At 43.3% G+C, this 25371-nt stretch carries 22 protein-coding genes; 18 read left to right on the forward strand and 4 right to left on the reverse strand.

Annotated features, from left to right (window positions below; all coding sequences use genetic code 11):
• Nucleotides 1-17: 17 nt before the first annotated feature.
• Nucleotides 18-1988, reverse strand: a complete 1971-nt coding sequence (locus GVN16_RS19785; protein WP_166565665.1) for an alpha-1,4-glucan--maltose-1-phosphate maltosyltransferase — start codon at nt 1986-1988, stop codon at nt 18-20.
• A gap of 364 nt (nt 1989-2352) precedes the next feature.
• Here GVN16_RS19785 and GVN16_RS19790 point away from each other — a divergent pair, with 364 nt between their 5' ends.
• Entirely contained in the window at nt 2353-3597 is a 1245-nt protein-coding gene (locus tag GVN16_RS19790) for a T9SS type A sorting domain-containing protein (protein WP_166565666.1), read from the forward strand.
• On the opposite strand, the gene GVN16_RS19795 is transcribed toward GVN16_RS19790, so the two are convergent.
• Nucleotides 3598-5064, reverse strand: a complete 1467-nt coding sequence (locus tag GVN16_RS19795; RefSeq protein WP_166565667.1) for a sodium:solute symporter — start codon at nt 5062-5064, stop codon at nt 3598-3600.
• A gap of 172 nt (nt 5065-5236) precedes the next feature.
• Here GVN16_RS19795 and GVN16_RS19800 point away from each other — a divergent pair, with 172 nt between their 5' ends.
• The 5 genes from GVN16_RS19800 (at nt 5237) to chrA (ending at nt 9366) form a co-directional block, all read left to right on the forward strand.
• A complete protein-coding gene (locus GVN16_RS19800; protein ID WP_166565668.1) occupies nt 5237-5530 on the forward strand; it encodes an ATP-dependent Clp protease adaptor ClpS in 294 nt (97 codons plus the stop codon).
• Between the two features lie 12 nt (nt 5531-5542).
• A complete protein-coding gene (gene recR, locus GVN16_RS19805; protein WP_166565669.1) occupies nt 5543-6145 on the forward strand; it encodes a recombination mediator RecR in 603 nt (200 codons plus the stop codon).
• 211 nt (nt 6146-6356) lie between these two features.
• The gene (locus GVN16_RS19810; RefSeq protein WP_166565670.1) at nt 6357-7046 is read left to right on the forward strand and encodes a superoxide dismutase; all 690 of its coding nucleotides are present in this window, start codon (nt 6357-6359) and stop codon (nt 7044-7046) included.
• A gap of 80 nt (nt 7047-7126) precedes the next feature.
• Nucleotides 7127-8086, forward strand: coding sequence for an isopenicillin N synthase family oxygenase (locus GVN16_RS19815; RefSeq protein WP_166565671.1), 960 nt, complete (start codon nt 7127-7129; stop codon nt 8084-8086).
• Nucleotides 8087-8190: 104 nt separating this feature from the next.
• Entirely contained in the window at nt 8191-9366 is a 1176-nt protein-coding gene (chrA, locus tag GVN16_RS19820; RefSeq protein ID WP_166565672.1) for a chromate efflux transporter, read from the forward strand.
• A 154-nt stretch (nt 9367-9520) separates the two neighbouring features.
• On the opposite strand, the gene GVN16_RS19825 is transcribed toward chrA, so the two are convergent.
• Nucleotides 9521-10570, reverse strand: coding sequence for a VOC family protein (locus GVN16_RS19825; RefSeq protein ID WP_205748923.1), 1050 nt, complete (start codon nt 10568-10570; stop codon nt 9521-9523).
• Nucleotides 10571-10770: 200 nt separating this feature from the next.
• On the opposite strand from GVN16_RS19825, the gene GVN16_RS19830 reads away from it, so the two are divergent.
• The 6 genes from GVN16_RS19830 to GVN16_RS19855 all read left to right on the forward strand — a co-directional run bounded on the left by GVN16_RS19830 (nt 10771) and on the right by GVN16_RS19855 (nt 16927).
• Nucleotides 10771-12273 (forward strand): NAD(P)H-hydrate dehydratase, encoded by a 1503-nt coding sequence (locus GVN16_RS19830; protein ID WP_205748924.1) that lies wholly within the window; start codon nt 10771-10773, stop codon nt 12271-12273.
• Between the two features lie 2 nt (nt 12274-12275).
• Complete coding sequence (locus GVN16_RS19835; protein WP_166565673.1) at nt 12276-13379, forward strand: alanine racemase; 1104 nt, start codon at nt 12276-12278, stop codon at nt 13377-13379.
• Between the two features lie 115 nt (nt 13380-13494).
• Nucleotides 13495-14787, forward strand: a complete 1293-nt coding sequence (locus tag GVN16_RS19840; protein WP_166565674.1) for an OmpA family protein — start codon at nt 13495-13497, stop codon at nt 14785-14787.
• Nucleotides 14788-14975: 188 nt separating this feature from the next.
• Nucleotides 14976-15746, forward strand: coding sequence for a YHYH protein (locus tag GVN16_RS19845; RefSeq protein WP_166565675.1), 771 nt, complete (start codon nt 14976-14978; stop codon nt 15744-15746).
• A gap of 1 nt (nt 15747) precedes the next feature.
• Nucleotides 15748-16359 carry a toxin-antitoxin system YwqK family antitoxin gene (locus GVN16_RS19850; protein ID WP_166565676.1) on the forward strand — a complete coding sequence of 204 codons (612 nt, stop codon included), beginning with the start codon at nt 15748-15750 and terminating at the stop codon, nt 16357-16359.
• Nucleotides 16298-16927 carry an SCO family protein gene (locus tag GVN16_RS19855; protein ID WP_229244251.1) on the forward strand — a complete coding sequence of 210 codons (630 nt, stop codon included), beginning with the start codon at nt 16298-16300 and terminating at the stop codon, nt 16925-16927. Before GVN16_RS19850 ends, GVN16_RS19855 begins: the two co-directional genes overlap by 62 nt.
• Nucleotides 16928-16953: 26 nt before the next feature.
• Here GVN16_RS19855 and GVN16_RS19860 read toward each other — a convergent pair whose 3' ends face one another.
• Nucleotides 16954-17589 (reverse strand): NAD(P)-dependent oxidoreductase, encoded by a 636-nt coding sequence (locus GVN16_RS19860; RefSeq protein ID WP_166565677.1) that lies wholly within the window; start codon nt 17587-17589, stop codon nt 16954-16956.
• A gap of 199 nt (nt 17590-17788) precedes the next feature.
• Between GVN16_RS19860 and GVN16_RS19865 the strand changes: the two genes are divergently transcribed.
• The 6 genes from GVN16_RS19865 to GVN16_RS19890 all read left to right on the forward strand — a co-directional run.
• Nucleotides 17789-18430: a bifunctional 2-polyprenyl-6-hydroxyphenol methylase/3-demethylubiquinol 3-O-methyltransferase UbiG gene (locus tag GVN16_RS19865; protein WP_229244253.1), complete on the forward strand. Its 642-nt coding sequence runs from the start codon at nt 17789-17791 to the stop codon at nt 18428-18430.
• A gap of 6 nt (nt 18431-18436) precedes the next feature.
• Complete coding sequence (locus GVN16_RS19870) at nt 18437-19345, forward strand: AraC family transcriptional regulator (protein ID WP_166565678.1); 909 nt, start codon at nt 18437-18439, stop codon at nt 19343-19345.
• A gap of 66 nt (nt 19346-19411) precedes the next feature.
• Nucleotides 19412-19864 (forward strand): SRPBCC domain-containing protein, encoded by a 453-nt coding sequence (locus tag GVN16_RS19875; RefSeq protein ID WP_166565679.1) that lies wholly within the window; start codon nt 19412-19414, stop codon nt 19862-19864.
• Nucleotides 19865-19984: 120 nt separating this feature from the next.
• Nucleotides 19985-20617 (forward strand): hypothetical protein, encoded by a 633-nt coding sequence (locus GVN16_RS19880; RefSeq protein ID WP_166565680.1) that lies wholly within the window; start codon nt 19985-19987, stop codon nt 20615-20617.
• A 422-nt stretch (nt 20618-21039) separates the two neighbouring features.
• Entirely contained in the window at nt 21040-22455 is a 1416-nt protein-coding gene (locus GVN16_RS19885) for a hypothetical protein (RefSeq protein ID WP_166565681.1), read from the forward strand.
• A 22-nt stretch (nt 22456-22477) separates the two neighbouring features.
• On the forward strand, nt 22478-25371 hold a 2894-nt coding region (locus tag GVN16_RS19890), incomplete at its 3' end, for an NPCBM/NEW2 domain-containing protein (RefSeq protein WP_205748925.1).

Consider the following 25371-nt stretch of genomic DNA (forward strand, 5'->3'; position numbering starts at 1 on the left):
TCAAATTGTTTGCGGCATCAATGCAAATCCTCTATCCTGAATAAGTGGAACGGGAGAATATTGGGATCAAGCTCCACATAGTTATCCTGGCCTTTCCAGACGTATTTCGCCCCTGTAATGAGGTCGTGCACCTGGTAGCTTTCCGTTTCACTTTTATAAATGCCTGGCAAAGGCACTTTAAGAATACCTCCCTGGATATTATCCTGGTCAAGGTTAACGATAAACAAAAGCCTGTTGCCGTCCGGAGAAGTCTTCAGGTAAGCCAGCAACTGATCATTACCTATTTCACAGAACTGTATGTTATTGGTCGTTCTCAGGGCCGTGTTTTCTTTCCTGACCCTGTTGACCTGGGTGATGATATAGGTCAGTTTATTTCGGTGGGCCCAGTTCCACCATTTGATTTCATATTTTTCTGAGTCGGAATACTCTTCTTTCGGAGGATTGGCGGCATGATAAAGGTATTCATATGTCGGGCCGAAAATACCATAATTAGACGACAGCGTAGCCGCCATGAAATACCTGATCAGAAACTGCGGCTCGTTGCCTGACTGTAACTGGTAAGGGTTGATGTCATGGGTATTAGGCCAGAAATTGGGCCTGAAGTAATCTTTCATGTCCGTTTTTGTCAGTTCGGTCATGTACTCAATCAGCTCTGCTTTGGAGGTTCTCCAGGTATAATAAGTGTACGACTGCGTAAAGCCTACTTTGGCCAGCTGCTGCATCACTTTGGGTTTTGTAAAGGCCTCAGACAAAAATATCATATCCGGGAAATCCTTTTTGGTTTCGGCAATGACCCATTCCCAGAAACCGAAGGATTTGGTATGCGGATTATCCACCCGGATGATCCTGACACCCCATCCTGCCCAGGTATAAATCACATTTTTGAGTTCATTCCACAGGTTCTTCCAGTCTGCCGTTTCGAAATTGACCGGGTAAATATCCTGGTATTTTTTAGGAGGATTTTCCGCGTATTTGATGGTACCATCCGGCAAAATCCTGAACCAGTCGGGGTGTGATTTAACCCATGGATGATCCGGAGAACACTGTATGGCCAGGTCCATCGCTATTTCAATACCCGCCTTTGCAGATTCCTGAATCAGCAGTTTAAAATCATCCAAAGTACCCAGGTCAGGATGTATATCGGTATGCCCGCCTAATTCAGAGCCGATACCATAAGGTACCCCCGGCTCGCCTTCCTGGCAATCGACCGAGTTGTTTTTTCCTTTTCTGAAGGTATGCCCGATCGGATGAACGGGTGGCAGATAAAGCACATCAAACCCGAGCTCCGAAATGCGGGGTAAAAGATTGATGACATCTTTAAAGGTGCCGTGCTTGCCGTATTCCGTCGCTGCAGATCTCGGAAACATAGAGTACCAGGCAGAAAACTCGGCTTTGGCCCTGTCTGCAAAAATCCTTCTTTTGGGATACCGGCATGTATTTTTTCTGATGGGGTATTTTTCGATCCAGTTATGCAATTGCTCGCTTCTGCAAAAGAAGGTAGCCTCTTCATACCTGCTGGGGTCGACCAGTAATTTAGCCGCTTTTTGTAATTCTTTTTTATCTTCACCTTTGGCGAGTCCGGCCATTTCAGACAGAAACTGCTCCCCTACCATCAGCTCTACCGCCAGTTTTTGTCCGTCTTTTATTTTTTCGTCCACCTCATGCTGCCAGGTGGCCGGATGGTCTACCCAGGCTTCAAGATAATAGGAGTAAAAACCCTGTTTTTCTACCGTAAAAGCAGCTTTCCAACGATCGTTTCCTACATGTTTTGCGGATTTTTCCTGCCAGTCCTTATCCAGTTCATGCTTATATAAAAGCCTGACACCTAAAAGATCATGCCCATCAATGAGCACGTCCCCTGAAACGACAACGGTCTGATTGACAATGGATTTTACCGGATATTTGCCTCCATCGAGTTCCGGACTGACGTTTTCTATAACTGCACGGATCTGCCCGTCTGCCGGAAATGGGAAATGTGTTTTTATCATAAAGTATTTTCTATTCCCTCAAAAATAATTCAATTATCTCAGATTCATAAGTTTTTTTCTTATTTATCGGAGGTTAAGAAAAGGTTAACTGACTGCCGGAAAAAGCTTTAAAATCCGTTTCTATTAATAAAAAAAACACGTCTCCTGTTGTCTGGTATAAAAATTGCATAGTTATCAGAGTCGGCTTCGACCGGCTTACTAAATTTGTCCGGCATTTTTGCCTCATAAAGTTTGCATCACTGCGGTGATCAGAAAATGCCTCTTGATCGGAAAGGGGCATTTTTTTTAAATTAACATAACATCTCTTTCGTTTTTACCGTATGATTAGTTATATTCATTCCATTAATAATCAATACCGGTTATTTTGAAATATTTAATCTGCCTCGGCCTTTTTTTCATTTTTTCCAGCAGCACTGCCCAGGATGAGCAAAAGGCTGATTCTGTTATCTGTTATGCAGATGGCCATTCACATGATACCCAGGTATTGTTCAGGCGTGACCCCGGTTTACGGGCGTCGGCCTCTCCTACTGTTTTTGAAACCAATTTCACCGATTTTCCCGACGATGCCAAAAAAGCATTCCAGGAAGCCTTATCTATATGGAGCGGTCTGATTGTCAGCCGGGTACCGATCAGGATCAAAGCATCATGGGTGGCTTTAACCGGCAATACCCTGGCCTCTTCAGGGGCCACGAGGGTTTTCAAAAATTTTAACGGGGCGGTTTATAAAGAAGTGTGGTATCCGGTAGCCCTGGCTGAAGCCATGTCGGGCACAGAACTGAACAACTCCGATTTTGATATCAACATCAGCCTGAACAAAAATATCCTCTGGTTTTACGACCTGACCGGACGGCGGGAAGCACCTAAATATGACCTGATGACGGTGGTATTGCATGAAATCGGTCACGGACTCGGGCTCACAAGCTCTCTTAAGCTCACGGAAAATCTTCAGCAGGGTCAGTGGGGCCAATCCGGCACGGCATATATTTATGATATGTTTGTGCAGAACCCTGCCGGATCAAAACTGATTGACACCGGTGTTTTCGGAAACCCCTCCACGAGCCTGAGAACAGCCATGACTGCGAATAATGTACTTTACGGGCTTACTTTAGCGAAATACAAAAACAATCTGCCTAAAATTTACAGCCCGGCAACTTTCCGTGAGGGGGGCAGCATATCGCATCTTGATGAGAGTGCCTATCCGCCGGGCACAGAGCACTCGCTGATGTCTCCGAACATCGGGGCAGCGGAGGTCATTCATGATCCCGGAAGTATCACCCTGGCTATTCTAAATCTTATCGGCTGGCCTGTAAGTTATAGCGACGGATTCATCATTACGGCCAATGAACCCGTATCTGAATCTGCCAGGATATTGCTTTATCCCAACCCGGTATCCAGCCAGCTGCAGATTTATATGCCGACTGCCTATCTGAATGAATCGACCTTGTTTAATATTTCTGATCAGGCCGGCAAAAAGGTGAAGGAGTTTGTGATCAATACGGTAGAAAACCCTACTTCTGCCACAGATGTTTCAAACCTGGCTTCCGGAACTTATTTTTTAAGAATAAACACCGGAAACCAGACTCAAACCGTAAGATTTATCAAACTTTGATTATTTTTTCTTCAGCAAATAAAGTCCGATGATGGTAATCAGACCGTTGAGGAGTAAATTTTCAAATCCGAATTTGTACCCGGCATAATGCTCTGCCCACCATACAATCGCATAAGTCAATATGGGCGAAAGGATACAAACGAAGGGCACAAACTTATCATGCACCTTGTTTTTAGAGTATATCCCATAGGCAAACAAGCCCAGAAGCGGCCCGTAGGTATAACTGGCGATCTGGAATGTCGCGGTGATTACGTCGGTACTGTTGAGGTAATTAAAGATCAGAATCACCACAAAAAACGTCAGGGAAAATCCGATGTGAACGATATTCTTGATCCTGTTCCTGTCTTTTTCATCCCTCTTCTCAAAATCCATAAAATCAATGCAGAAGGCCGTAGTCAGGGCGGTCAGGGCTGAGTCTGAACTGGCATAAGTGGCGGCTGTGATCCCCACCAGAAATGTAACCGCAACCAATACCCCGGCAACACCCATGGAAGCATTCTCTCCAAATATCTGCAAGGCCATCATAGGATAAAGATCATCGGTTTTTTCAGGAATAGCGATACCTTTCTGATTGGCATAGATATAAAGCAATGCTCCGAGACTCAGGAACATCAGGTTGACAAAAACCAGTACGATGGTAAACCAGAACATGTTTTTCTGGGCTTCGCCGATGTTTTTGCAGGTCAGGTTCTTTTGCATCAGATCCTGGTCCATGCCCGTCATCACAATCGCAATGAAGGCTCCTGAAATGAACTGTTTGAAGAAGTTTTTACTGTCAGACCATCCTCCGTCGAAAAAGAATATCTCTGAATAATTACTTTTAGCAACTGTGGAAACCATATCGCCCAATCCAAGGCCCAGCTCTTTGGAAACCAGGTAGATGGTCATGGCTACGGCAGAAATCAGGAACACGGTTTGTAATGAATCCGTGATCACAATGGTTTTTATCCCGCCTTTGAAGGTGTACACCCAGATGAGGGCAATAGTGATCAGCACCGAAACCTCAAACGGCACACCCAAAGGGTCATAAATGGCAATCTGAAGCACCTGGGCAGCGATATACAACCTTACGGCCGAACCGACTGTGCGTGACAACAGGAAGAAAGCCGAGCCTGTTTTATAAGACCAGAAACCGAAACGGTCCTGCAGATAAGTATAAATAGAGATCAGGTTTAACCGGTAATACAAGGGCATAAGAACCGTGGCAATAAAGAAGTACCCGACGGTATAGCCCAGAATCATCTGGAAATAAGAAAAGGACTTAAGCCCGACCGCTCCGGGTACAGAGATAAAAGTAACGCCGGAAAGCGAAGTCCCGATCATCCCGAAGGCAATCAGGTACCATGGCACCTGTTTATTGGCCGTAAAAAATGAATGGGTGTCGGCTCCTTTGGAGGTCCGTATAGAAATAACAACAAGAATGGTGAAGTAAAACAGGAGAATCCCCAGGGCTAGTATTGGTGACATCAGGCTGACAGGCTTTAAATGAATGAACTAAAGTGATCCGGAAAAATATCCAAAAAAAACTTTAATGACTATTAATTGGTTTGTAATAATATAGTTTGAATTGTAAATTTGATAAAACAATTTGACAAAGCTTTATTATTTTTGCAAAAAAAGCAAATTTCCAGATTTTAAGATGAAATACGCTCCGGAGACAGAAGTAGAGGTAGAAGAACAGATTGATATAGACATTGATACCGTAAAATTATACAGTCTGGTGGTTTTCAATGATGAAGTTAACACTTTCGAACATGTCATTGAAACATTGATAGAGGTTTGCGGACATTCATCCGAACAGGCTGAGCAGTGCACCCTGATTATCCATTATAAGGGTAAATGTGGTGTAAAAAACGGAGATTTTGATGACCTGGTACCACTCCGTACCGAAATTAACAGAAGAGGCATCTCTGCTGAAGTGATGTTAAGATAATACCCAAACGTAGTGAATTACCCATCCAAATTAATAGAGGAGGCAGTCCTTGAAATCTCAAAGCTGCCGGGAATAGGTAAAAAATCGGCCTTGCGGTTAGCTTTGCATTTACTTAAATCTGATAAGTCACAAACCCAGAACCTTACCGAAGCCCTGAGCAATCTCCGGGAGAAAACGACCTACTGCAAAACCTGCCATAATATTTCAGACCAGGAAATCTGCAACATCTGTGGTTCCCACCGCCGCGACCAAAGCATTATCGCGGTCGTCCAGGACACCCGCGACGTACTGGCGATTGAAAACACTTCTCAATATTCGGGGCAATATCATGTGCTGGGGGGTATCATTTCGCCGATGATGGGCATCGGGCCGAATGATCTCAATATTGACTCACTCATCAGCAGGATAGAGCAAAACCCTGAAGTTAAGGAAATTATACTGGCCCTCAGCCCTACGATGGAGGGAGACACTACGGCTTTTTATCTTCAAAAACGTTTACGGGATTTTCCGCTTAAAATCAGTACCATCGCCAGGGGAATTCCGATCGGCGGCGACCTGGAATATACCGATGAAATCACTTTGGGCAGGAGCATTCTGAGCCGCATAGATTTTTAATCATCTGCCTTCTCAAAAACTCAGATTTCTACTTTTTTCTACAATAAAGTACCTATATTAGCATTTAATATTCAGGCGGCCTGATCAAAGGGGAAAGATGGCAGGAGTGTTATCATTTTGTATTAAAACCACTGTTAAAACTCCATCCGCAATCAGCTCAGCCTGCTTTGAAAACTTTTTGTTCAATCAGAAAATCTTATAAAAATTCATCATGAATAGACAGCAGTTTTTTTCAACTTTACTGGCAGGAGCTTTAAGCACCCGTCTTACCGGTGTTTTTGCAGGCCAACCAGCCGTAGCAGGTCCTTACACTTTACCACAACTGAGTTTTGGGTATGATGCACTGGAGCCGAATATAGACAAACTGACGATGGAGATTCACCACAGCAAACATCACCAGGCTTACATTACCAACCTTAACAAAGCCCTGGAAGGTAAAGATGCCGAAAAATTACCATTGGAAGAAATCATCGCCAATATCAGCAAATATCCGGTGGCAGTCAGAAACAATGGCGGGGGGCACTGGAACCACAGTTTTTTCTGGCAGATTTTATCTCCGGCCGGAGGCAAGCCAAGTGACAAATTCCTGGCTATCATCAACCGTGACTTCGGTTCATTGCAGAAACTCCAGGATGAGTTCAATGCAGCCGCTACTACGAGATTCGGTTCGGGATGGGCATGGCTGGTATCACAAAACGGCAAACTGAAAGTGACTTCAACCGCCAACCAGGACAATCCTCTGATGGACATTGCCGAAGTAAAAGGACAGCCGATCCTGGCTATTGATGTCTGGGAGCACGCTTATTATCTTAAATATCAGAATAAAAGAGCGGACTACATCAAAGCGTTCTGGAATGTGATCAACTGGAAAGCCGTAGAGGGTAAATATTTCCCGGCGTGATAAGGGCTTTCAAATGAATTTCTCCTTATGCTTAAAATTTTAGGGTTTCTTGAATTAAATTTGCTAAAAAATATCAGAAAATGAGTCAACAATCATTACTTGACGAGATTCCGTCGCTTGATATGGCGGATTTTACATCAGGAGATCCAGGCAAAAAAGAAAAATTCGTGGAGGATCTTGGAGCTGCATTTACCAACATCGGTTTTGTGGCCATCAAAAACCATGGCCTCTCAGAGGACCTGAGGCTAAAGTTATATGACGCCGTTCAGAAGTTCTTTTACCAGGAAGACAGTTTAAAAACCAAATATGAATTTCCTGAGTTATCGGGGCAGAGAGGCTATGTAGGCAAAGGCAAGGAAACCGCCAAAGGCTTCAGCAAACCCGACCTGAAAGAATTTTATCATGTAGGCCAGCCGAACCCCAGAGAAGGTATGGCCGGAAACGTTTTCCCGGCTGAAGTCCCTGATTTTGAAACTTATACACTGGAAACCTACAGGACTTTCGAAAATACGGGCAGAAAACTGCTGAATGCGATAGCTTTATTTCTGGACTTACCTGAAGATTATTTCGAAGATAAAATATACCAGGGTGACAGCATCCTGAGGGCTTTGCACTATTTTCCGATCGAAAACCCGGATGCCTTGCCTGAAGGAGCGGTAAGAGCAGCTGCTCACGGAGACATCAACCTGATTACCCTGCTGATGGGTGCTTCTGCAGAAGGCCTGGAGGTATTGAGGGCTGATGGTAAATGGATTGCCGTGACGGCATTACCCGACCAGATCATCATCAACGTGGGGGACATGCTCGACAGACTCACCAATCACAGGCTTAAGTCGACCATTCACAGGGTGGTGAACCCGCCGCGTGAGAAAATGAAGACTTCGAGGTTCTCGATTCCGTTCTTTATGCACCCGCGTGCAGAAATGGACCTGACGTGCCTTGATTCGTGTGTAGCTTCTGACAATCCTAAAATTTATGTGGACATGACCGCCGGGGAATTCCTGGACGAAAGACTCAGAGAATTGGGATTAAGAAAATAAAGATTGATTCTTCCTCATTAAAGCACAGAAAGGTATTACATGTCTGTGCTTTTTTGTTTTTATTTGTATCAGATAGTACCTGCCATTACTGAATCAAGACCTAATTGGAAACCAGAAAAATAAGATATCTGATCTTTTTAAAGGATGTTATTATTTTAGCATTCACCTGCTTCGGAGGACCGCAGGCCCATCTGGCTCAGTTTGTCAAAAAATTTGTACAGCAACGCAGGTACCTGTCAGAAGCCGATTTAATGGAGCTGCAGTCTTTGTGCCAGATCCTGCCCGGCCCCACCTCCACCCAGACCATCACGGCCATCGGCTACCGGCTCGGAGGAGCCCAGCTGGCTTATCTGACCATATTTGTCTGGATATTCCCCGCCACCTGTTTTATGGGCCTGACCGCTCTGGGTATTTCATTTATTGAACATGACAGCCTGATCAAAGTCACCCGGTTTATCAAACCCATGGGCATTGCCTTCATTTTTTATGCCGCCTACTCTATCGGCAGGAAGGTCATTCATTCGAAAACCTCTATTGTCCTTTTTATCTTATCCACCCTTGCGGCTTATTTATTCAGATCACCCTACGTGACACCCATCTGGATTTTGCTGGGGGGATTAACCACCTCTTTCAAGTTTGAGCAGCAGGAAAAACTCCCGAAAAACCCGGTCAAGATAGAGTGGTCGAACTTCATCCTGTGGGGTGGCGTACTGATCACCACGGCAATCGTCGGTAAAATCACCGGATCTTTACCGGTCAGGCTTTTTGAGAACTTTTACAGGAACGGCAGTCTGGCCTTTGGTGGCGGACATATCATGAAGCCGCTGCTTTTCAATGAGTTCGTGGAGTTTAAGCATTACCTGACGGCCGACGAGTTCCTGTCGGGTATAGCGATTTCAGAACTGATTCCCGGCCCGACCTTCTCCATTGCTTCTTATGTAGGATCGCTTTCCATGCGGGACTGGGGTGTAAGCGGGCAGATCTTAGGGGCACTGGTTTCGTCGGTGGGTATATTCCTGCCGGGCATTTTTATGATTTTCTTTGTAATCAAATTCTGGACTCAGCTGAAGCAATTCCGGGCCGTGCGGGCCTCGCTGGAAGGCATCAATGCAGCTTCGACAGGGCTGACCCTGGCCGCCGGCATATCGCTTTTCGAGCCTATGGCCACTGATCCGCTGGCGATTATTACCACCATTGCTACTTTCTTTTTACTGCTCTCTAACAAGGTACCGAGTTACATCATCATCATCGGGGGGATTCTCCTTGGCATTCTCCTATAAAAAACCCCGGCCTGAAGACCGGGGCAAGTTATCAAAATATTTTAGGCCTGAAGGCCAGGTTTGTCATATTCCGAAAGCTTTTTTCTCTCCGTCGGGCACTATTGTCAGGCCGGGCAGGCTTTCCTCCTTTTTCCGTTCTCCTTTGTATAGCCCCTCAAAGCTTCACCCTTCCCCATCCAAGGGTCGACACCATCCAGTTGGGCAATGGTTTCTGTGTTTTTCTTTTCTTGAGGTTAAGGTACCACCCGATTTTTTTAAGAATCGGCACTTTGTGGGTTTCTACAAATTCAATGAGTGTGCCATCCGGATCCTCGATGTAGCTGAACCTTCCACCGGCCTCACCCATGTCAAAGGTATTGGAGCTGTCTACCACAAACTGGAAACCATTGTTTTCACATTTCTCTTTCAGTTTTTCCATGTCAATGGCATCGAAACACAAGTGAATGTACCCAAGGTCTCCCCAGCTTCTGCCTTCAAAAATGACGTTTGGTTTTCCGTCCAGAGCCTGCACCAGTTCAATAGCTATATTTCCGAACAGGTTGGTAAACGCACCTGATTCTGACTTTTCTTTTTTTAAGACCACCCTTCTGAATCTCTTCTGTCCGGCACCCAAAGCCTTGAAATCTTCAAAAGTCCCTGTCACATCATAGATCACCTCATTAATGCCCAAAGTGTCTTTATACAATTTAAGGGCTTTTTCCATATCACTTACGCCGATGATCGCTCCCAATACACCGCCGGTATTGGAAAGGGCGGGTTTAAACCATGAGCCGTCTTCCACTACCTGTAACTGATTACCATACAGGTCTTTCAGCCATACCGAAGGCTTGCCTTCCGGTGTGTTCACTACGGTGTTTCCTGAGGTCTGAGCATACTTCGCAATGTCCTGACATTTGATCTTTACGGCATAAATACCAAGGTCCCCGATTTCAGGTTCTGTTTTGGCTGCCAGGGGCAACGGCCTTTTCGACTCCCATATCTCTGCTCCTCCTCCACCGGCCATGTTAACCGCCAGGATCGCCCTTCTCTGCCTGATATTCCCAACAGTATATTTGGTCATGAGTTTAGCTTCTGCCACATCGTCAAAAACGGGAACATCAAGCCCCAGATTTTTATTATACCATTTAAAAGCAGCTTCTGCGTCAGGCACACCTATACCTACTTGTTGAATTCCGGAGATCAGATCCGTTATTTGGGATTGCATATCAAAACAGTTTTGGTTTCAAGCCCCGAAATTATACATTTTTTGGTTCTTAACCTTCGTCTGAACTCAAAAAAGCCGTACAAAAACACAAAAACCAGGAGAATACTCATTAAAACAGCATCGATTTTTATACGGATTCTTATCATTATTGTTTAATTTCAAGCCCTGAAAGAACAGGTCAGTAACTGACAAAATCATCCATGATAAAAATCCTGAATGCCAGCCAGATCCGCGAAGCAGATCAATACACGATCAGCCATGAACCGGTGAGTTCCATTGACCTGATGGAGCGGGCTTCAAGGGCTTTTACCCGCTGGTTTACAGGGCAATTTACCCCTTCTGAAAAACTCATTGTCGTTTGCGGCAAAGGAAATAACGGCGGAGACGGGCTGGCTATCGCCAGGATGCTCCACCAGGAGGGATTTGACCCGGAAGTATTCATCATCAATCACTCAGAAAAAGCTTCTCCTGATTTTGCGGTCAATCTTCAGAGGCTCGGAGAGCAGCATTCATTTCGATACATCAACTACATCAGCGACTTCCCGGCTGCGATTCCCGAACAAACCCTTTTGATCGATGCCATTTTCGGTTCGGGATTGTCAAGACCTGTTGAAGGACTGGTAAAACAGGTTTGTGACCGGATCAATGAACAGAAACTCAGGGTGGTTTCAGTAGATATCCCCAGCGGTTTATTTATGGATGAGCCCAATTCACCGTCAGACAGCATCATCAAAGCAGCTTTCACCATCAGTTTTGAACTGCCTAAGCTGGCCTTTTTCCTACCTCAGAATGAAGCGTTTGTTGGTGATTGGAAAGCGGTTAAAATCGGGCTGAGTGAAGAATTCATTCAAAAAACAGATACAAAGTTTTATTACACGGGCTCCATTGAGCATCTGCTTAAGCCGCGAAATAAATTCTCCAACAAAGGCACTTTCGGTTCAGCCCTATTGATAGCCGGAAGCAAAGGCATGATGGGTGCGGCAGTATTGGCTGCCAGAGCCTGTATGAGATCCGGAGCAGGCAAAATACAGGTACATGTCCCTGCATCAGGTAATGACATCCTGCAGATCAGTGTACCTGAAGCCATGACCGTGAGGTCTCCCGGCGAAAATCACCTGACTACCCAATGGACATCAGAAGATACCGGAAAATTTGATGCTGTCGGCATTGGTCCGGGTCTGGGCTCTCATGAAGACCTGGCGGCTTCGATGGCTTCCTTGTTTAAAACCTGTGAAAAGCCCCTGGTCATCGACGCCGACGGACTCAATGTATTGAACTCAGAAAAAGGAAAAGAACTTAAGCTTTTATCGCTCGTCCCACCGGGAACAATTTTAACACCCCATCCCAAAGAATTTCAAAGGCTGATGGGTAAAAGCTGGGCAAACGATTATGAAAAGTTAAAATACCTTTCTGATTTTGCCATTGAAAGTAAGCTGACAGTCTGTCTCAAAGGCCACCATACCGCCGTAGCTTTACCGGACGGAAGCATCCATTTTAACTCAACAGGCAACTCCGGCATGGCCACCGCTGGCAGCGGAGACGTGCTGACAGGCATGGTCCTGGCTTTCCTGGCCCAGGGATACCCCCCCGAAGATGCGGCCATTATCAGCGTTTTTGAACACGGGAGTGCCGGGGACCGGGCAGCAGCCCAGAGGTCTGAAAGGTCCGTCATAGCAGGAGACATCATTGAAAATATAAGATAAACATGAATTGGTTTGAAGTAAAAAATGTAGAAGAACTGGACAGCCCCTCACTACTTATCTACAAGGAAAGAGTGGAAAGCAACATCTCCAAAATGATAGACATCACGGCTGACAATGACCGCCTGATGCCCCACATCAAAACCAACAAAATGGAAAATGTGGTAAAAATGATGATAGAGAAAGGCCTGTACCAATTTAAATGTGCCACTGTGGCAGAAGCAGAACTGGCCGCCAAAGCCGGGGCAAAAAAAGCCCTGATAGCCCATCAGCTGGTAGGACCGAAAATTGACCGCCTGATCAGACTCACTGAAAAGTATCCTGAGGTTCAGTTTGCCTCACTGGTGGACGACTGGGCCACGGTTCAGCTGACCAACAGCAAGTTTGAAAAAGCCGGAAAAAAGGCACTGATCTATATTGACATCAACAGTGGCATGGACCGGTCAGGGCATGCCCTGGGCCAGAGTCTGGCAGACCTCATTGCTGAAATCGGGTATCTCGATCATGTGCAACTATATGGCTTCCATGTGTATGACGGGCACATCAGGGCAGATGATTTTACGGAAAGAAAAACGGCCATTGAGTCGGGCTTTGCGGCGGTAAAAGCTTTCATTGAAAAATATAAGCTGGATAATGAAGAGTTCCATGTGATTGCAGGCGGCACGCCAGCCTTCACTTCCCATGCTTCTGAAATTGAAAGGATATGCAGCCCGGGCACCTGTGTTTTGTGGGATTGGGGCTATGGTGACAAATTTGCCGAACAGCCTTTTGAATATGCCGCTGTGGTGCTCAGCCGGGTCATTTCCAAACCGGCACAGGGCATTATTGCCACAGATATGGGTCACAAAGCCGTTTCTTCAGAAAACCCGATCCATACCAGGATCCGCTTTCTCAACCTTGAAAATTATGAATTGCTGAGCCAGAGTGAAGAGCATGGCGTCATCAGGGTTGATAACTGGGATGATATAAAAGTAGGTGATGTACTGTACGGCGTGCCTTTTCATGTCTGTCCGACGGTCAACCTCTATGACGAGGCCTATGTGATCTCAGAAAATGAAAGCAAAGAAATATGGAATGTGGAAGGCAGAAAAAGAAGAATAAGCCTTTAAAATAACCACCGGAAGAGATCGTGAAATTTCTTCCGGTTCTTTAACAGTTTTTAACACCTTCCGGAAAACTAATCTGATATACGAGTCGTTTTTTAGTCAGATTTAAATTTATATTATGAAGAAGGTTTTGTTTTTTATGCTGGCCTTTACCGCTTTCGGTCCGGCATTTTCACAGATTACCCCCAATCCTAAAGTCGCCAGAAAATCGGCCGACTATGTTTTTATCAATAAAATTGAAATCACAGACCAGTACACCATCCTGTCGATGCAGGCGGTGATCAGGTCTGCCAAAGAATCACTGAAGGACTTCCTGGACAAGAACCCGAAGCAGAAACAAGGTCTTCAGATGCTTGATCCGGCGATGCGGGACATGATCCTGAAAGGCATGATGGGAGAACTCCAGGGAGGCGAAAACACGATCAGCTTTCAGCCGGGAGCTTACCTGAAATCTAAAGATGGCCGTAAATTCAAATTTATCAAGGCCACCGACATTCCCGTGGCCCCGGAAAGGAAAAACGTGGAAGCCGGCAAAAAGTATTTTTTCAAAGTCTATTTCGAGAAACTGCCCAAAGGCGTCACGACTGTTGACCTGATCGAAAACAGCACCGACACTTCAGACGGCTTTGTATTCTGGAATTTCCAGGGCATCAGCGTCAACAATCCTGCAAACGGCATATCCAGACCGGAAGAATCTGAGCCCCTGGCCTATAAAAATGATACCGAAGAATTTAAATTGTCCGGAAAAGTAATCGACGCTGCCACGAACAAGCCTGTTCCGGCCAGGATCATTTGCTATGCAGAAGACGGCACCACGATTGTAGACTCAGTAATCACCAGCAAATCAGGCTATTACGAATTTCTACTGCCCGCTCAGAATTATGTTTATAAAATCACGTCTCCGGGTTACGACGCCATGGAAGAAGTGCTGGGCCTGAAAAACTTTAAAAACAAGCAGGGTTTTGAAAGAGATATATTCCTTGAGCCAAAAGCTTCAGAGAGCGAAGAGGTAAAAAAAGAGGAGATTTTAACGCCTGAAGAAGAAACTGTTGAACCAGAAAAAATTGAAGAAAACAAATTCAGGCTCAACAAGGTTTACTTTAATATAGGTGAAGCTGTGATACTGGAAGAGTCTTTCCCTCAACTCGACGATCTGGCAGATCACCTGAAAGAAAATCCTGAGCTGAGGATCAGGATTGAAGGGCATACCGATAACCAGGGCGATCCGGCACTGAACAAGAAACTGTCGATGGAAAGGGCTTACAATGTAAGGGAATACCTCATCAAAGAAGGCATAGCCGGAAAAAGAATAGAATTTAAAGGCATGGGCGACACCAAGCCTGTGTCACCCAACGACACAGAAGAAAACCGGAAGAAAAACCGCCGTGTCGAATATACGATTTTAGAGTAATGTTTTAAGGGTTTATAGGGTTGAGTAGAAAAAAGAGGGGGCTTTCTCCTCTTTTTTTTGTACTCTACAACGTTTCCGTTTTGTCACACGTATACCTTTAAAACACCGGGATATAAAAGGATTCCTATTTATTCTAAACCTTTTCCTATTCCGGATGTCTAATCACGAAACCTATTTACCCTTTCAAAATGAAATCAATTAACTTTCCCCCAAGGCTCACCTTGCTGTTTGTGAGCACCCTGTTTTTTATCGCCTGCGGAAAAGACGAAGCTGAACCTGAAACCGGCACAGGCAATGAAGTCCCGGCTGTTTACAAAAAGATATACGGAGCCACCAGCATTACCAGCGACGGCACCTGGATCACGATCAAAACATCGGGCACTCCTGATCACAAAAGCCCGTATTATGCCACTACCAATGCTTTGTATGAAAGTTACTCAGGCAAAACTTTCGGAGGCGTTCAGTTTGCCAAAAACCCGAACAGTATTGCCACCCAGTCTCTGACTTTTAAAATTCCGCTTAATCCGAAAGCTGCTACCACGCATGCCGCCACTCCATTAGGCTCCATTGGTGTGGCATTGAATGGTGTTGCCCTTTTCAACCAGTACGCCGGACCCAATAACCAGGCCCTGGCGGGTGAAATTGTTTCTTTTGACCAATATTATGGTCACCCTCAGCAACAGGGCCAATACCACTATCATGTTGAACCGCTATACCTGACCACTGTCAAATCAACCAAATCAGGGCTGATGGGCTTTTTGCTCGACGGATTCCCGGTGTATGGTCCCCAGGAAGAAAACGGCACAACTGTTGTCAGCAGTTCTCTGGATGATTACCACGGACATACCCACGCCACCATAGACTTTCCGTCGGGAATTTACCACTATCATTTTACAGCAGACGCTCCCTATCTGAACGGCAATGGTTACTATGGTACGGCAGGCACGGTTTCTCAGTAAAATGAAATGGCTTGTATGCCTGATGCCCGCGTTCCTGTGCATCGCCTGCCTGAGCGGCCTAAGAGAAGACTCCTCGAAAATACCCGGAAAGTATATTGACTTCTCAAACAGAAATTTGGAATCAAGAGGCGATACTTTATTCCTGGAAGGTGTGAAATTTTCAGGATATGTATACCACTTATATGACTCCAGAGACACGGCCTTCCTGTTTTCTTACCTGGACGGATTATCTGAAGGTGTTCAAAAGAAATGGTATGAAAACAAGGTATTGATGGAAGTCCGGAGCTATCACAGGGGAAAGAAAAACGGCAGGCAAACCACTTACTGGGATAGCGGGAAGCCTAAATTCACCTTTATGGCTGTTAATGACGCCAATGAGGGTGAAATGAAAGAATGGGATGACAAAGGAAACTTATCACACCTTGGCCATTATAAAAACGGCCAGGAAGAAGGTGAACAAAAAATGTGGTACAGCAATGGAAAAATCAGATCGAATTATATCATCAGAAACGGGAGAAGGTATGGGCTTCTGGGCACTAAAAACTGTATTAATGTTACTGACAGCCTTGATATCCTTGCCGATGTTAAGCTGCCGGCAGCCGGAAGAAAGTGATTTGCCGTTTTACAACTCGGCAGATTTCACGCCTGTCTTTATCGGTAATAAAAACGAAGCCACATCTGAAATCACACATAAAATAGGTACCTTTTCCTTTGTGGACCAGGACAGCGTTTTAATTTCAGATAAAACCCTTCAAAACAAAATTCATGTGGCCGGGTTTATGTTTACGAGCTGTAAAAGCATCTGCCCGATGATGATCCGTAACCTGAAAATCGTCAGTGACGCCTATGAAAACGACGGCGAAGTTGTTTTGCTGTCTTATTCAGTCACTCCGTGGATCGATACCCCCGGAATTCTGAATGCCTATAAAAAAGGGAACGGCATCCGTAATCAGAACTGGCATTTTCTGACAGGTGATAAAGCAGCCATATATTCACTGGCCAGGAAATCGTATTTTGCGGAAGAAGAGCTCGGGCTCACAAAAGACAGCACTGAGTTCCTGCATACCGAACATTGTATCCTCGTGGACCGTGACAGCCGGATCAGGGGCGTTTACAACAGTACCTTAGCCCTTGAAATGAGGCAGTTGATCAAAGACATTGAAGTTTTAAAAAAGCAGTGAACCGTAACCGGTTCACTGCCCATCCATTATATATTGGCAACAAAAGGAGCCTGTCTGAAATAAGTCTGATCAGGTAATTGCCTGATGATGAATTCCGCCAGGGAAGTTGCACTGATCTTGTCACCCGGACAATCCTCCAGACTGACTTTGATTTCCGGCATTTCGTCGGTCTGATTGATCATCGGCAGGCGGACCAGCGTCCAGTCAATATCCGATTTGACCAGATCTTCGTATTCCGCTTGTTTATCCGCTGTACTGAGCGGATAATTGGTTCTCATCCAGTCTGTTGCAAACTGAGTGTGAGGGCTTTTATGATCAGCGGGGGTGTCCACATTCAGTCCTGTGGTAACGATGTACCTGTTGATCTGATGCATTTTCATCGCCCTGATGATGTTCAGGGTAGCTGCACTGAAAACCGAGACTGTCTCCCCTTTGGTATAGCCCAAAGTGCTGACTACTGCTTTGCAACCTTCAAGAAGTGTCTCGACGGTTTTATCATCCCTGACATCACCCGGAACGATTTCGATCAGAGGGTCGGTAAGCGTAAAATTTTCAGGATGAAGAAGGAGAACCCTGAGCGGGAATCCGTGACGAAGTAAGGCTTTAACGAGGTAAATACCGGACTTCCCGGCTCCTCCTATGACAGCTATTTTATCTTTCATGTTTGTCTTTATTAAAAATCAATAATATAAAAATCTACCGCCTCCTGTTCAGGAGACAGACAGAAAGTAAAGCGGAACTTTACTTTTCAGAGAGATTGATATTTTATAAAGACAGTCTGATGAGGCAAATATACATCCTAAAATTAAATATTGTCCCGATCCGGCCATCTCTTTATCTCATTTTCTTAAATTTGCTGACATGATACCACCTGAAATGACAGACACCCGGCAGATCTATAACATCTGGGCCGGGCAATATGACACCAATATCAACAAAACCAGGGACCTGGAAGCTGAAGCTCTGAAAGAGGTTTTGGAGGGCTTGGTTTTCGGGAACTGCCTTGAAATAGGTTGCGGAACAGGAAAAAATACGTCCTGGCTGGTTCAGAAAGCCCGACAGGTAACCGCCGTGGATTTTTCTGAAGAAATGATGCGGAAGGCCAAAGAAAAAGTAACCGCCTCCAATGTGCGTTTTATACAGGCAGATATTACCAGAGACTGGGATTTTGCAGAAGGGCAATATGACCTGATTACTTTCAGCCTGGTGCTGGAGCATATGGATGACCTGGTAGACATTTTCCGAAAAGCCTCCAAGTGCCTCAGTCCGGAAGGAAACATATATGTTGGCGAACTGCATCCGTTCAGGCAATATTCCGGTTCAAAAGCAAGGGTTGAAACGGAGCAAGGTGTCCTGATTCCAGAATGCTTTAATCATCATATTTCTGACTTTATAAAAGCTGCCGGGTGCCATGGCCTCAGATGCACAAACCTGAACGAATATTTTGACCAGGACGACAGGAATACAGTCCCGAGGATTCTGACTTTGGTATTTAAACGATAGGCTTTCATGGAACTCGAAGAAAAACAGCAGCTAACCTTCCCAAACGGGACCCGCGAATCCACTTTATGGAATTTCGAAGGTATAAAAATGGGTCATGCTGTTTCAAAATTCAATGAGTTCTTCAGCTTCCCGGCCAGTAACACCCTTGATGTGGTCAGGTTGCATTTCGGAATGAAAGGGGACTATCGTTTTTCATACAAACAAGTCGGTAAATCCTTCGACCTCATCGGCGGGCATCACAACATGATGTACTCACAGGGGTTTGACATTGTGATCGAAAACAAAACCTTTGAACTGGAAACGTTCGGCATCCAGTTTCCCAAAGAACTGTTCATCAAATATACTGAAAACGCCAGTGATACCCTCAAAAGGTTTGCGGAGGCCATCATTATGGGCAAGAGCGTTCTACTTTCCGACCAATGGGGCGGAATCGATTCCAACCTTCAGCAAGTGCTGCAGCAGGTCATTCATTGTAAATATTCCGGCGACCTTAAAAGACTGTTTTTATTCTCCAAAAGCATCGAGTTGCTGGTTTTATCAGCAGACGCATGTCAGTCTGCCGACGAAAAAAAAGACATCCTGATCAAAAGCAAGACGGATAAAGAGAAAATCATTGCTGTCAGAGACCTGATTAACGAACGGGTCAGCTCTCCGCCCAATCTTACGGAAATTGCCAAAACTGTCGGCCTCAATGAATACAAACTCAAAAGGGGATTCAAAGAGACCTTTAACCACACCATATTTGGCTACCTGACCGATCAGAGGCTTAACCTGGCTCATCAATATCTCAGGGACTCAGAAAAAACTGCGGCTGAAATCTCCCTGGAACTTGGTTACTCCACACCGCAGCACTTTAACAATGCCTTCAAAAAGAAATTCGGCTTCACTCCTTTTTCTGTTAGAAATAATCCGTAAATCGCAATCATCCGTAATAGCACGTCCATTAATATTGTATATTATTACTATCTAAAACATTTAATCATGAACGAACTGATCGTCAAGAACACCATCGCCATCAACGCTCCCATCTTAACTGTGTGGGATACATTGGTAAATCCTGAACAAACCAAAAAATACATGTTTGGTTGCGAAACCGTATCAGACTGGCAGCAGGGCAGCACACTGGAATGGAAAATGGATTATGAAGGCAAAGATTTTGTGGCCGTTAAAGGTACAATCGTTGAGATTATTCCCGGCAAATACCTGGCTTACACGACCATCGATCCAAACTCAGCTATCGAAGACATTCCGGAGAATTACCTTACAGTAACCTACTCATTATCAGAAGAAAACGGCGAAACCATTTTTACCGTCACCCAGGGCGACTACAATAAAGTGGCTGACGGCGAAAGAAGATACCAGGAAGCCTACAACAACGGCGAGGGCTGGAATCCGATATTAACAGAAATAAAAAAAGTTGCCGAGGCCTCATAAGATTTCACCAACCACATCATTATTGGAGTGTAAAATGAACTGCACTCCAATTGTTTTTTCATTTGAATAAGGTAACTTTGTCGTTCGGGTTTCACCACTTTTCAAACGATATTTATAAAAATGAAAAAACAACTTTTAGTTTTCTTTATTTCTCTGCTTTTACTTCCGGCCGTTTATGGTCAATCTTCTGAGCAATCTCTTGTAAAAGAAGCTTTTGAAAATTACAAGAGTGCCATCCTCAATGAAAAAGGAGAAGAGGCCGTGCGGTTCGTGAACAGCAAGACGGTAGCCTATTATGATGATATACTCAATAAAGTCAAAAATGCAGATTCTGCCGAAGTCAATGGCTTATCTGTCCTTGACAAACTCATGGTTTTCTCTGTCCGACACCGGACTTCACGGGCAGATATCCTCTCTTTTAATGGTAAAGCTTTGCTGGTTTATGCCATTAAAAGCGGCATGGTAGGCAAAAGCAGCGTTATCAATTTATCCGTGGGAGAAATCAAAACGGACGGGAATTATGCGAATGGAGTAGTAGTCACCAACGGAAAAGCAACTCCCCTGTCTTTTGGTTTTACAAAAGAAAACGGCCAGTGGAAAATAGACCTGACCTCCATCCTGCCCGCTTCGGCAGCAGCGTTTGAAGCCATGGTAAAAGACAGCGGCCAGGAAGAAAATGAGTTTTTCTTCAGCATCCTGAATATCCTGACAGGAAAGACACCCGGCCCTGAAATCTGGAAGCCGGTGAGATGAGAGAGGTGTAGTGATTTTATAGTAGAGTGTGAATAGACTTGAGTTAAAATCCTGACGATGATGAGCTTATCACTAATCGAAGTAGTCTATTGCAACAATTAAAAGAGAACACTTTAATAAAAAGGTGTTCTCTTTTACATTTCCACTGAATATATTCAAACAAACTCGCGGTTTTACCTTCTCCAAGAGCACCCCCTTTTACACATTTACACAATAACGTTCAGCCGGACTCTAAAGTGGATTGACGTTTTTTAAGTACTTACTGGTTAAAGGTGATTAAGCTTAAACTTCCCAAATCACAACATTGAATAATAAAGAAAAGATAAAAACAATCTAAAATTTCAATAAATGTCTATACGTTATTAGTTTTTGCACATACCTTTACACGAAGTTTTATATACCAACTTTAATACGCAACCAAAATGAAAAATAAATATAAAATGACTACACTCTTTTTAGCTACCGCACTGGCTTTGAGTTGTAATTCTCCGGAATTGACACCTCAAAATATTGAATACTTAGATACAGAAATTTCGTATCTATACGGAGATACGACTAGAATTATTTCATTCAAAAATGTGAATCAATTAATTCGTAAAGATTTAGTTATTAAACAATTAACAATAGGGGATACAATTCTACCCTTTAATGGAGTAAAGCTTCATGGCCCGCCAATTATAGAACCAGATTCTAAGAATTTGAAAAATACCACTGATCCCGAGATAAAAAATAAACCTATCAGATATCTTGCAGTTGGTAGCAGTCTAACCGCTGGTGTAAGAGATGGTGGATATTTTAATGAAGGTATACAGACTTCTTACCCCAATTTGATCGCAAGACAGTTAAGGCTTCAAAAATTTCAAATGCCCTTATTTGATGCTCAGGATTATAATGGAACAGGTCGGAAGGTGATCACCAACTACAATCCTACAGGCGGTCCTCTTCCTAAATATAAACACTCATCTAATAATGTAGGCGTAACAGAAGAAAATACTGAAACTTTAAAGAAGTATAACGGTGGATCGGTTGATGAAATAGATCATTGGGGAGTGCCAAAATCTGATTTTTCTACTTTGGAATTTGGGCTTTCTTCATCAGATGCTCCTTTTTTTAAAAGACTTCTATATAATACCAAAGATCAGAAGATGACTAGCCAATATAATGTATTGTTAAATCATAAGTGTGATTTCTTTACTTTAGAATTGGGTAGTCAGGGTTGGACCACTGATCAGTCTATTTATTCAGGACGGCCTAATATTGAAAGTCGTGTCGGCGAGGAATTCATTGCTGCTCAATCTAAAAGAGGGGCTAAAGGATGTATTGCGAATGTTCCTTATTTTAGCGAATTTCCATATTATAACCTTGTAAAATATGAGGAATTACAGAAAGCTCTTCTAAATAACCCCTTTTCCTTCCCATTTGATAAATCTACTGTAAAAATAAGACCAACCTCCAGAATAGATTCTTTATTAAGCCCTAAAGTAAATATAAATTTGAAAAAACTGGAGATATATCCTCATGAAGTTGGTGGAGGAGTTGATCCTCAAATAGATTACTTTAATACAAATATTGTTGAATACTTATCTAAAAAGTATAATTACCCCATAGTTGATTTAAAGTCACTTTATCAAAAGATATTAAGTGGTAAATATGTAACTGAAGACGGAATAAAAGTAGATGCCGGCTTTAAAGGTAATTTCTTTTCTTCTGATGGGATATATCCTACAGCGTTTGGGCAGGCAATTATTGCTAATGAGTTTATAAAAACTTTAAACTCATTTTATAATTCAAAAGTACCTCTAATACCAACTAAAGAATACCTTCTAAGTACAAAATAAATAATCTAAATTCTCACCTGTTATGAATAAATTAATTACGCATTTAACAATGTGTGTGATGCTCATATTGTATTTTTCTTCGGGATTTGCACAAACTGCCCCAGATTTCTCAGGAGGGCATTTAAGAGAATTGTATTTGGAAGGTACGGGAAATGGATATCAGGCGGCTAATATTCTGTATCCTTTTGACGGTTCAGTTATCCAAAGACAATCTGATGGGAAGGCAAACTTAAGTTTTTGTGCACAAATTGGTTATGGTTTTAAAAATAGTCAAATGTATGACTATTCTTTAAGATTGACAAAATTAGATCTTTTTTCGGGCCTACCTCAGAGTCCGTTTACAACAATAACTAATTTCTCTCTTTCGTTAAGCAATGTTGTGGGTGATGTTGCGACTATTAATAGCTTTATTAACGTTAATCAAGGGTGGTATTTAGCACAACTGATAATATCTTTAAAAAATGGAGGAGGGGAATTTATCGCTGCTCATATTAAATTTGGAATAGGTGATACATTCATTATTGCAGGTCAATCAAATGCTAGAGGTTTTCATGGAGGGTGGGATAGATTCTCAGATGGTTCAGGAGAATTAATAAGCTATGACAATACTTTAAATAATTCCATGTTACCTGATGCCAGCAGAGTAATTGGAGCATTTAAGCTGTTGGTAACCAGTGAATCTGTTGAAGCTAACAAGAGTAATAGAGAATATTTTAAAAGCAAAATACTAAATGGAGGAATGCCGTTTTTCAGGCCATTTATAAAATTAGATTTATACAATCCTTATAGTACAGAAAATGGAATTAATTATTATGAAAGAGGTATTTATCCCTTTGGCCTAGCCTCATGGTGTTGGGCTCCATTTGGGAAAAAGTATATCGAAACTTACCAAATACCAGTTCAGTTTTTTAATACTGCTATAGATGGTTCTAATATCAGTGAATGGCAAAAAGGGGCTGCTCCTAAAGCCGGCTTTTATAATAATATGTATGACGGGCTTTTTAGCCTGATACAATTTCAGGGGAATATTTTAGGGCACAAAGCAATTTTGTGGCACCAAGGAGAGAGTGATGTTCAAATAGGTACTAGTAATAGCAACTATAAAACCAAATTGGAAAGCCTCGTCAATAATCTTCAAAACGATTACGATCCCTGGCAGCCAGGTAGAGTTTGGGCACCATTAAACTGGGTTATTTCCAAAGTATCGCACTCAAACCAGTACAATCCTTCAACTCAGCAAATTGTTACAATAACAAATGATCCAACAAATATCAAAGGAGCTCAAATTAATGCAACCCCTCAAAGTAATGGTTCTGTAAAAATAACAGGTATCGATTCTGATTCCTATGGCGAGAGTTACAGGGCACCTTATGGTAAAATACATTTTACCGGACCTACTCATAGTTTAATCGCAGATATGTGGAAAAATATGAATCTACAAAATCTAACCCCTAAAATAGGTCAACAAGGTATTGCTCCTATCTCAATAACTTATAATACCGGAACCAATCAATATACATTAACCCCCCCTGCAGGAAAAGGTACATATTATTGGGTTAAAAATGAAGAATCGATTAATTCTGCTTCTATTATAACAGGAAATGGTCAATTAGTAGTTTCTTCCGGTGGGTTGTTGGATAGGGATGTTTATACCTGCTATTATAAAAACCCTTATGGGACAAATTTTCTCATGTGTCAACCTTTTATTGTTCCTAACAATTATGATAGATATTCGTCATTGGAAGCTACTACTGTTAATACTTTTAGTTCGTCAGGGGAAACTAAAATAGCGACAGTGAGTTCTTCAAATGTGTCTTGGAGTTCAAATATTACATATGACAATCCTGCTAATACTGGTTGGATAAATATCCTTTCGAATAATACTGGTTTTATAGGAAATAGTGGTTTAGTAATACAGACTAACTCGAATTCTGGTTCTCAACGAAGTGGCAAGGTTGTTCTGAATGGTAATGATGGGAATGGTAATTACTTTACTAAACAAATTAACATAGTTCAAAATGCATCAGGTGCGATTTTTCCACTAGTGTCTTTAACCCCAACGAATTCTTCATTTGAATGGCAAGGGTACGGTAATGCAAAATTTAATGGGACAAGTATTGATGCAAACACTTTACAAATTGGCGGAGTACAATATTTTCAAGGGATAGGTACCCATTCTCCTAGCATTATTAAATATTCCCTTTCCAATCAATATTCTAATTTCTTCGGAAAAGTGGGCAGAGATGATGAGGCGGATAATACTTATGACTCAGGAAAAGTAGAGTTTGTTATCAAAGGAGATGGTGTAGTTCTTTGGACTTCTCAGATACACAGAAATAATACTACAGCGGAGCCTTTTAGTGTAAATATTAGTGGTAAAAATGAATTAGAACTCATAGTAAATGCGTTAGACGACAACTACTTTGACCACGCCGACTGGGTAGATCTGTATCTGACCACTTCCGGTGGCGGAGGGTGCAGCACCCCTACCAACCCAAGCAATGTATCGGCTTCTGCCAGCAGCATTACCTCCGGCCAAAGTACTACCTTGTCGGCTTCCTGCTCTGTGGGTACCATTACCTGGAGTACCGGACAAACAGGGGCTTCAGTAAGTGTTTCACCTACTGTCAGCACCACTTACCAGGTTTCCTGTGTGAACGGATCCTGTCAGAGTGGTACCGTACCGGTGAGTATTACCGTCAATCCCTCAGGTGGCGGTGGGGCATGTTCTGCCATTTCCAATAACCTGACGATGGGAACATGGACCGTTACCGGACAGCCACTCGTAGCCAGGTATTTTCATGGTCAATATTGGCTGACTCAGAAAGTATCGTCCAGCCCCGACGAATTTGTGGTCAGGGGGGCAGCCATGCTCCAAAGATCGGATGTGTCGCTTAACAACAGTAGTTATTATAA

Source organism: Emticicia sp. CRIBPO (assembly GCF_009905725.1).
In the GTDB taxonomy this organism is placed as follows: domain Bacteria; phylum Bacteroidota; class Bacteroidia; order Cytophagales; family Spirosomataceae; genus Leadbetterella.

What these genes read in the sequence shown, in the direction of transcription:
- GVN16_RS19785 (WP_166565665.1), bottom strand. Translation starts at nt 1,988, where the DNA reads ATGATAAAAACACATTTCCCATTTCCGGCAGACGGGCAGATCCGTGCA.
- GVN16_RS19795 (WP_166565667.1), bottom strand. Translation starts at nt 5,064, where the DNA reads ATGTCACCAATACTAGCCCTGGGGATTCTCCTGTTTTACTTCACCATT.
- GVN16_RS19800 (WP_166565668.1), top strand. Translation starts at nt 5,237, where the DNA reads ATGAAATACGCTCCGGAGACAGAAGTAGAGGTAGAAGAACAGATTGAT.
- GVN16_RS19810 (WP_166565670.1), top strand. Translation starts at nt 6,357, where the DNA reads ATGAATAGACAGCAGTTTTTTTCAACTTTACTGGCAGGAGCTTTAAGC.
- GVN16_RS19815 (WP_166565671.1), top strand. Translation starts at nt 7,127, where the DNA reads ATGAGTCAACAATCATTACTTGACGAGATTCCGTCGCTTGATATGGCG.
- GVN16_RS19825 (WP_205748923.1), bottom strand. Translation starts at nt 10,570, where the DNA reads ATGCAATCCCAAATAACGGATCTGATCTCCGGAATTCAACAAGTAGGT.
- GVN16_RS19830 (WP_205748924.1), top strand. Translation starts at nt 10,771, where the DNA reads ATGATAAAAATCCTGAATGCCAGCCAGATCCGCGAAGCAGATCAATAC.
- GVN16_RS19835 (WP_166565673.1), top strand. Translation starts at nt 12,276, where the DNA reads ATGAATTGGTTTGAAGTAAAAAATGTAGAAGAACTGGACAGCCCCTCA.
- GVN16_RS19840 (WP_166565674.1), top strand. Translation starts at nt 13,495, where the DNA reads ATGAAGAAGGTTTTGTTTTTTATGCTGGCCTTTACCGCTTTCGGTCCG.
- GVN16_RS19845 (WP_166565675.1), top strand. Translation starts at nt 14,976, where the DNA reads ATGAAATCAATTAACTTTCCCCCAAGGCTCACCTTGCTGTTTGTGAGC.
- GVN16_RS19850 (WP_166565676.1), top strand. Translation starts at nt 15,748, where the DNA reads ATGAAATGGCTTGTATGCCTGATGCCCGCGTTCCTGTGCATCGCCTGC.
- GVN16_RS19855 (WP_229244251.1), top strand. Translation starts at nt 16,298, where the DNA reads ATGTTACTGACAGCCTTGATATCCTTGCCGATGTTAAGCTGCCGGCAG.
- GVN16_RS19860 (WP_166565677.1), bottom strand. Translation starts at nt 17,589, where the DNA reads ATGAAAGATAAAATAGCTGTCATAGGAGGAGCCGGGAAGTCCGGTATT.
- GVN16_RS19865 (WP_229244253.1), top strand. Translation starts at nt 17,789, where the DNA reads ATGATACCACCTGAAATGACAGACACCCGGCAGATCTATAACATCTGG.
- GVN16_RS19870 (WP_166565678.1), top strand. Translation starts at nt 18,437, where the DNA reads ATGGAACTCGAAGAAAAACAGCAGCTAACCTTCCCAAACGGGACCCGC.
- GVN16_RS19875 (WP_166565679.1), top strand. Translation starts at nt 19,412, where the DNA reads ATGAACGAACTGATCGTCAAGAACACCATCGCCATCAACGCTCCCATC.
- GVN16_RS19880 (WP_166565680.1), top strand. Translation starts at nt 19,985, where the DNA reads ATGAAAAAACAACTTTTAGTTTTCTTTATTTCTCTGCTTTTACTTCCG.
- GVN16_RS19885 (WP_166565681.1), top strand. Translation starts at nt 21,040, where the DNA reads ATGAAAAATAAATATAAAATGACTACACTCTTTTTAGCTACCGCACTG.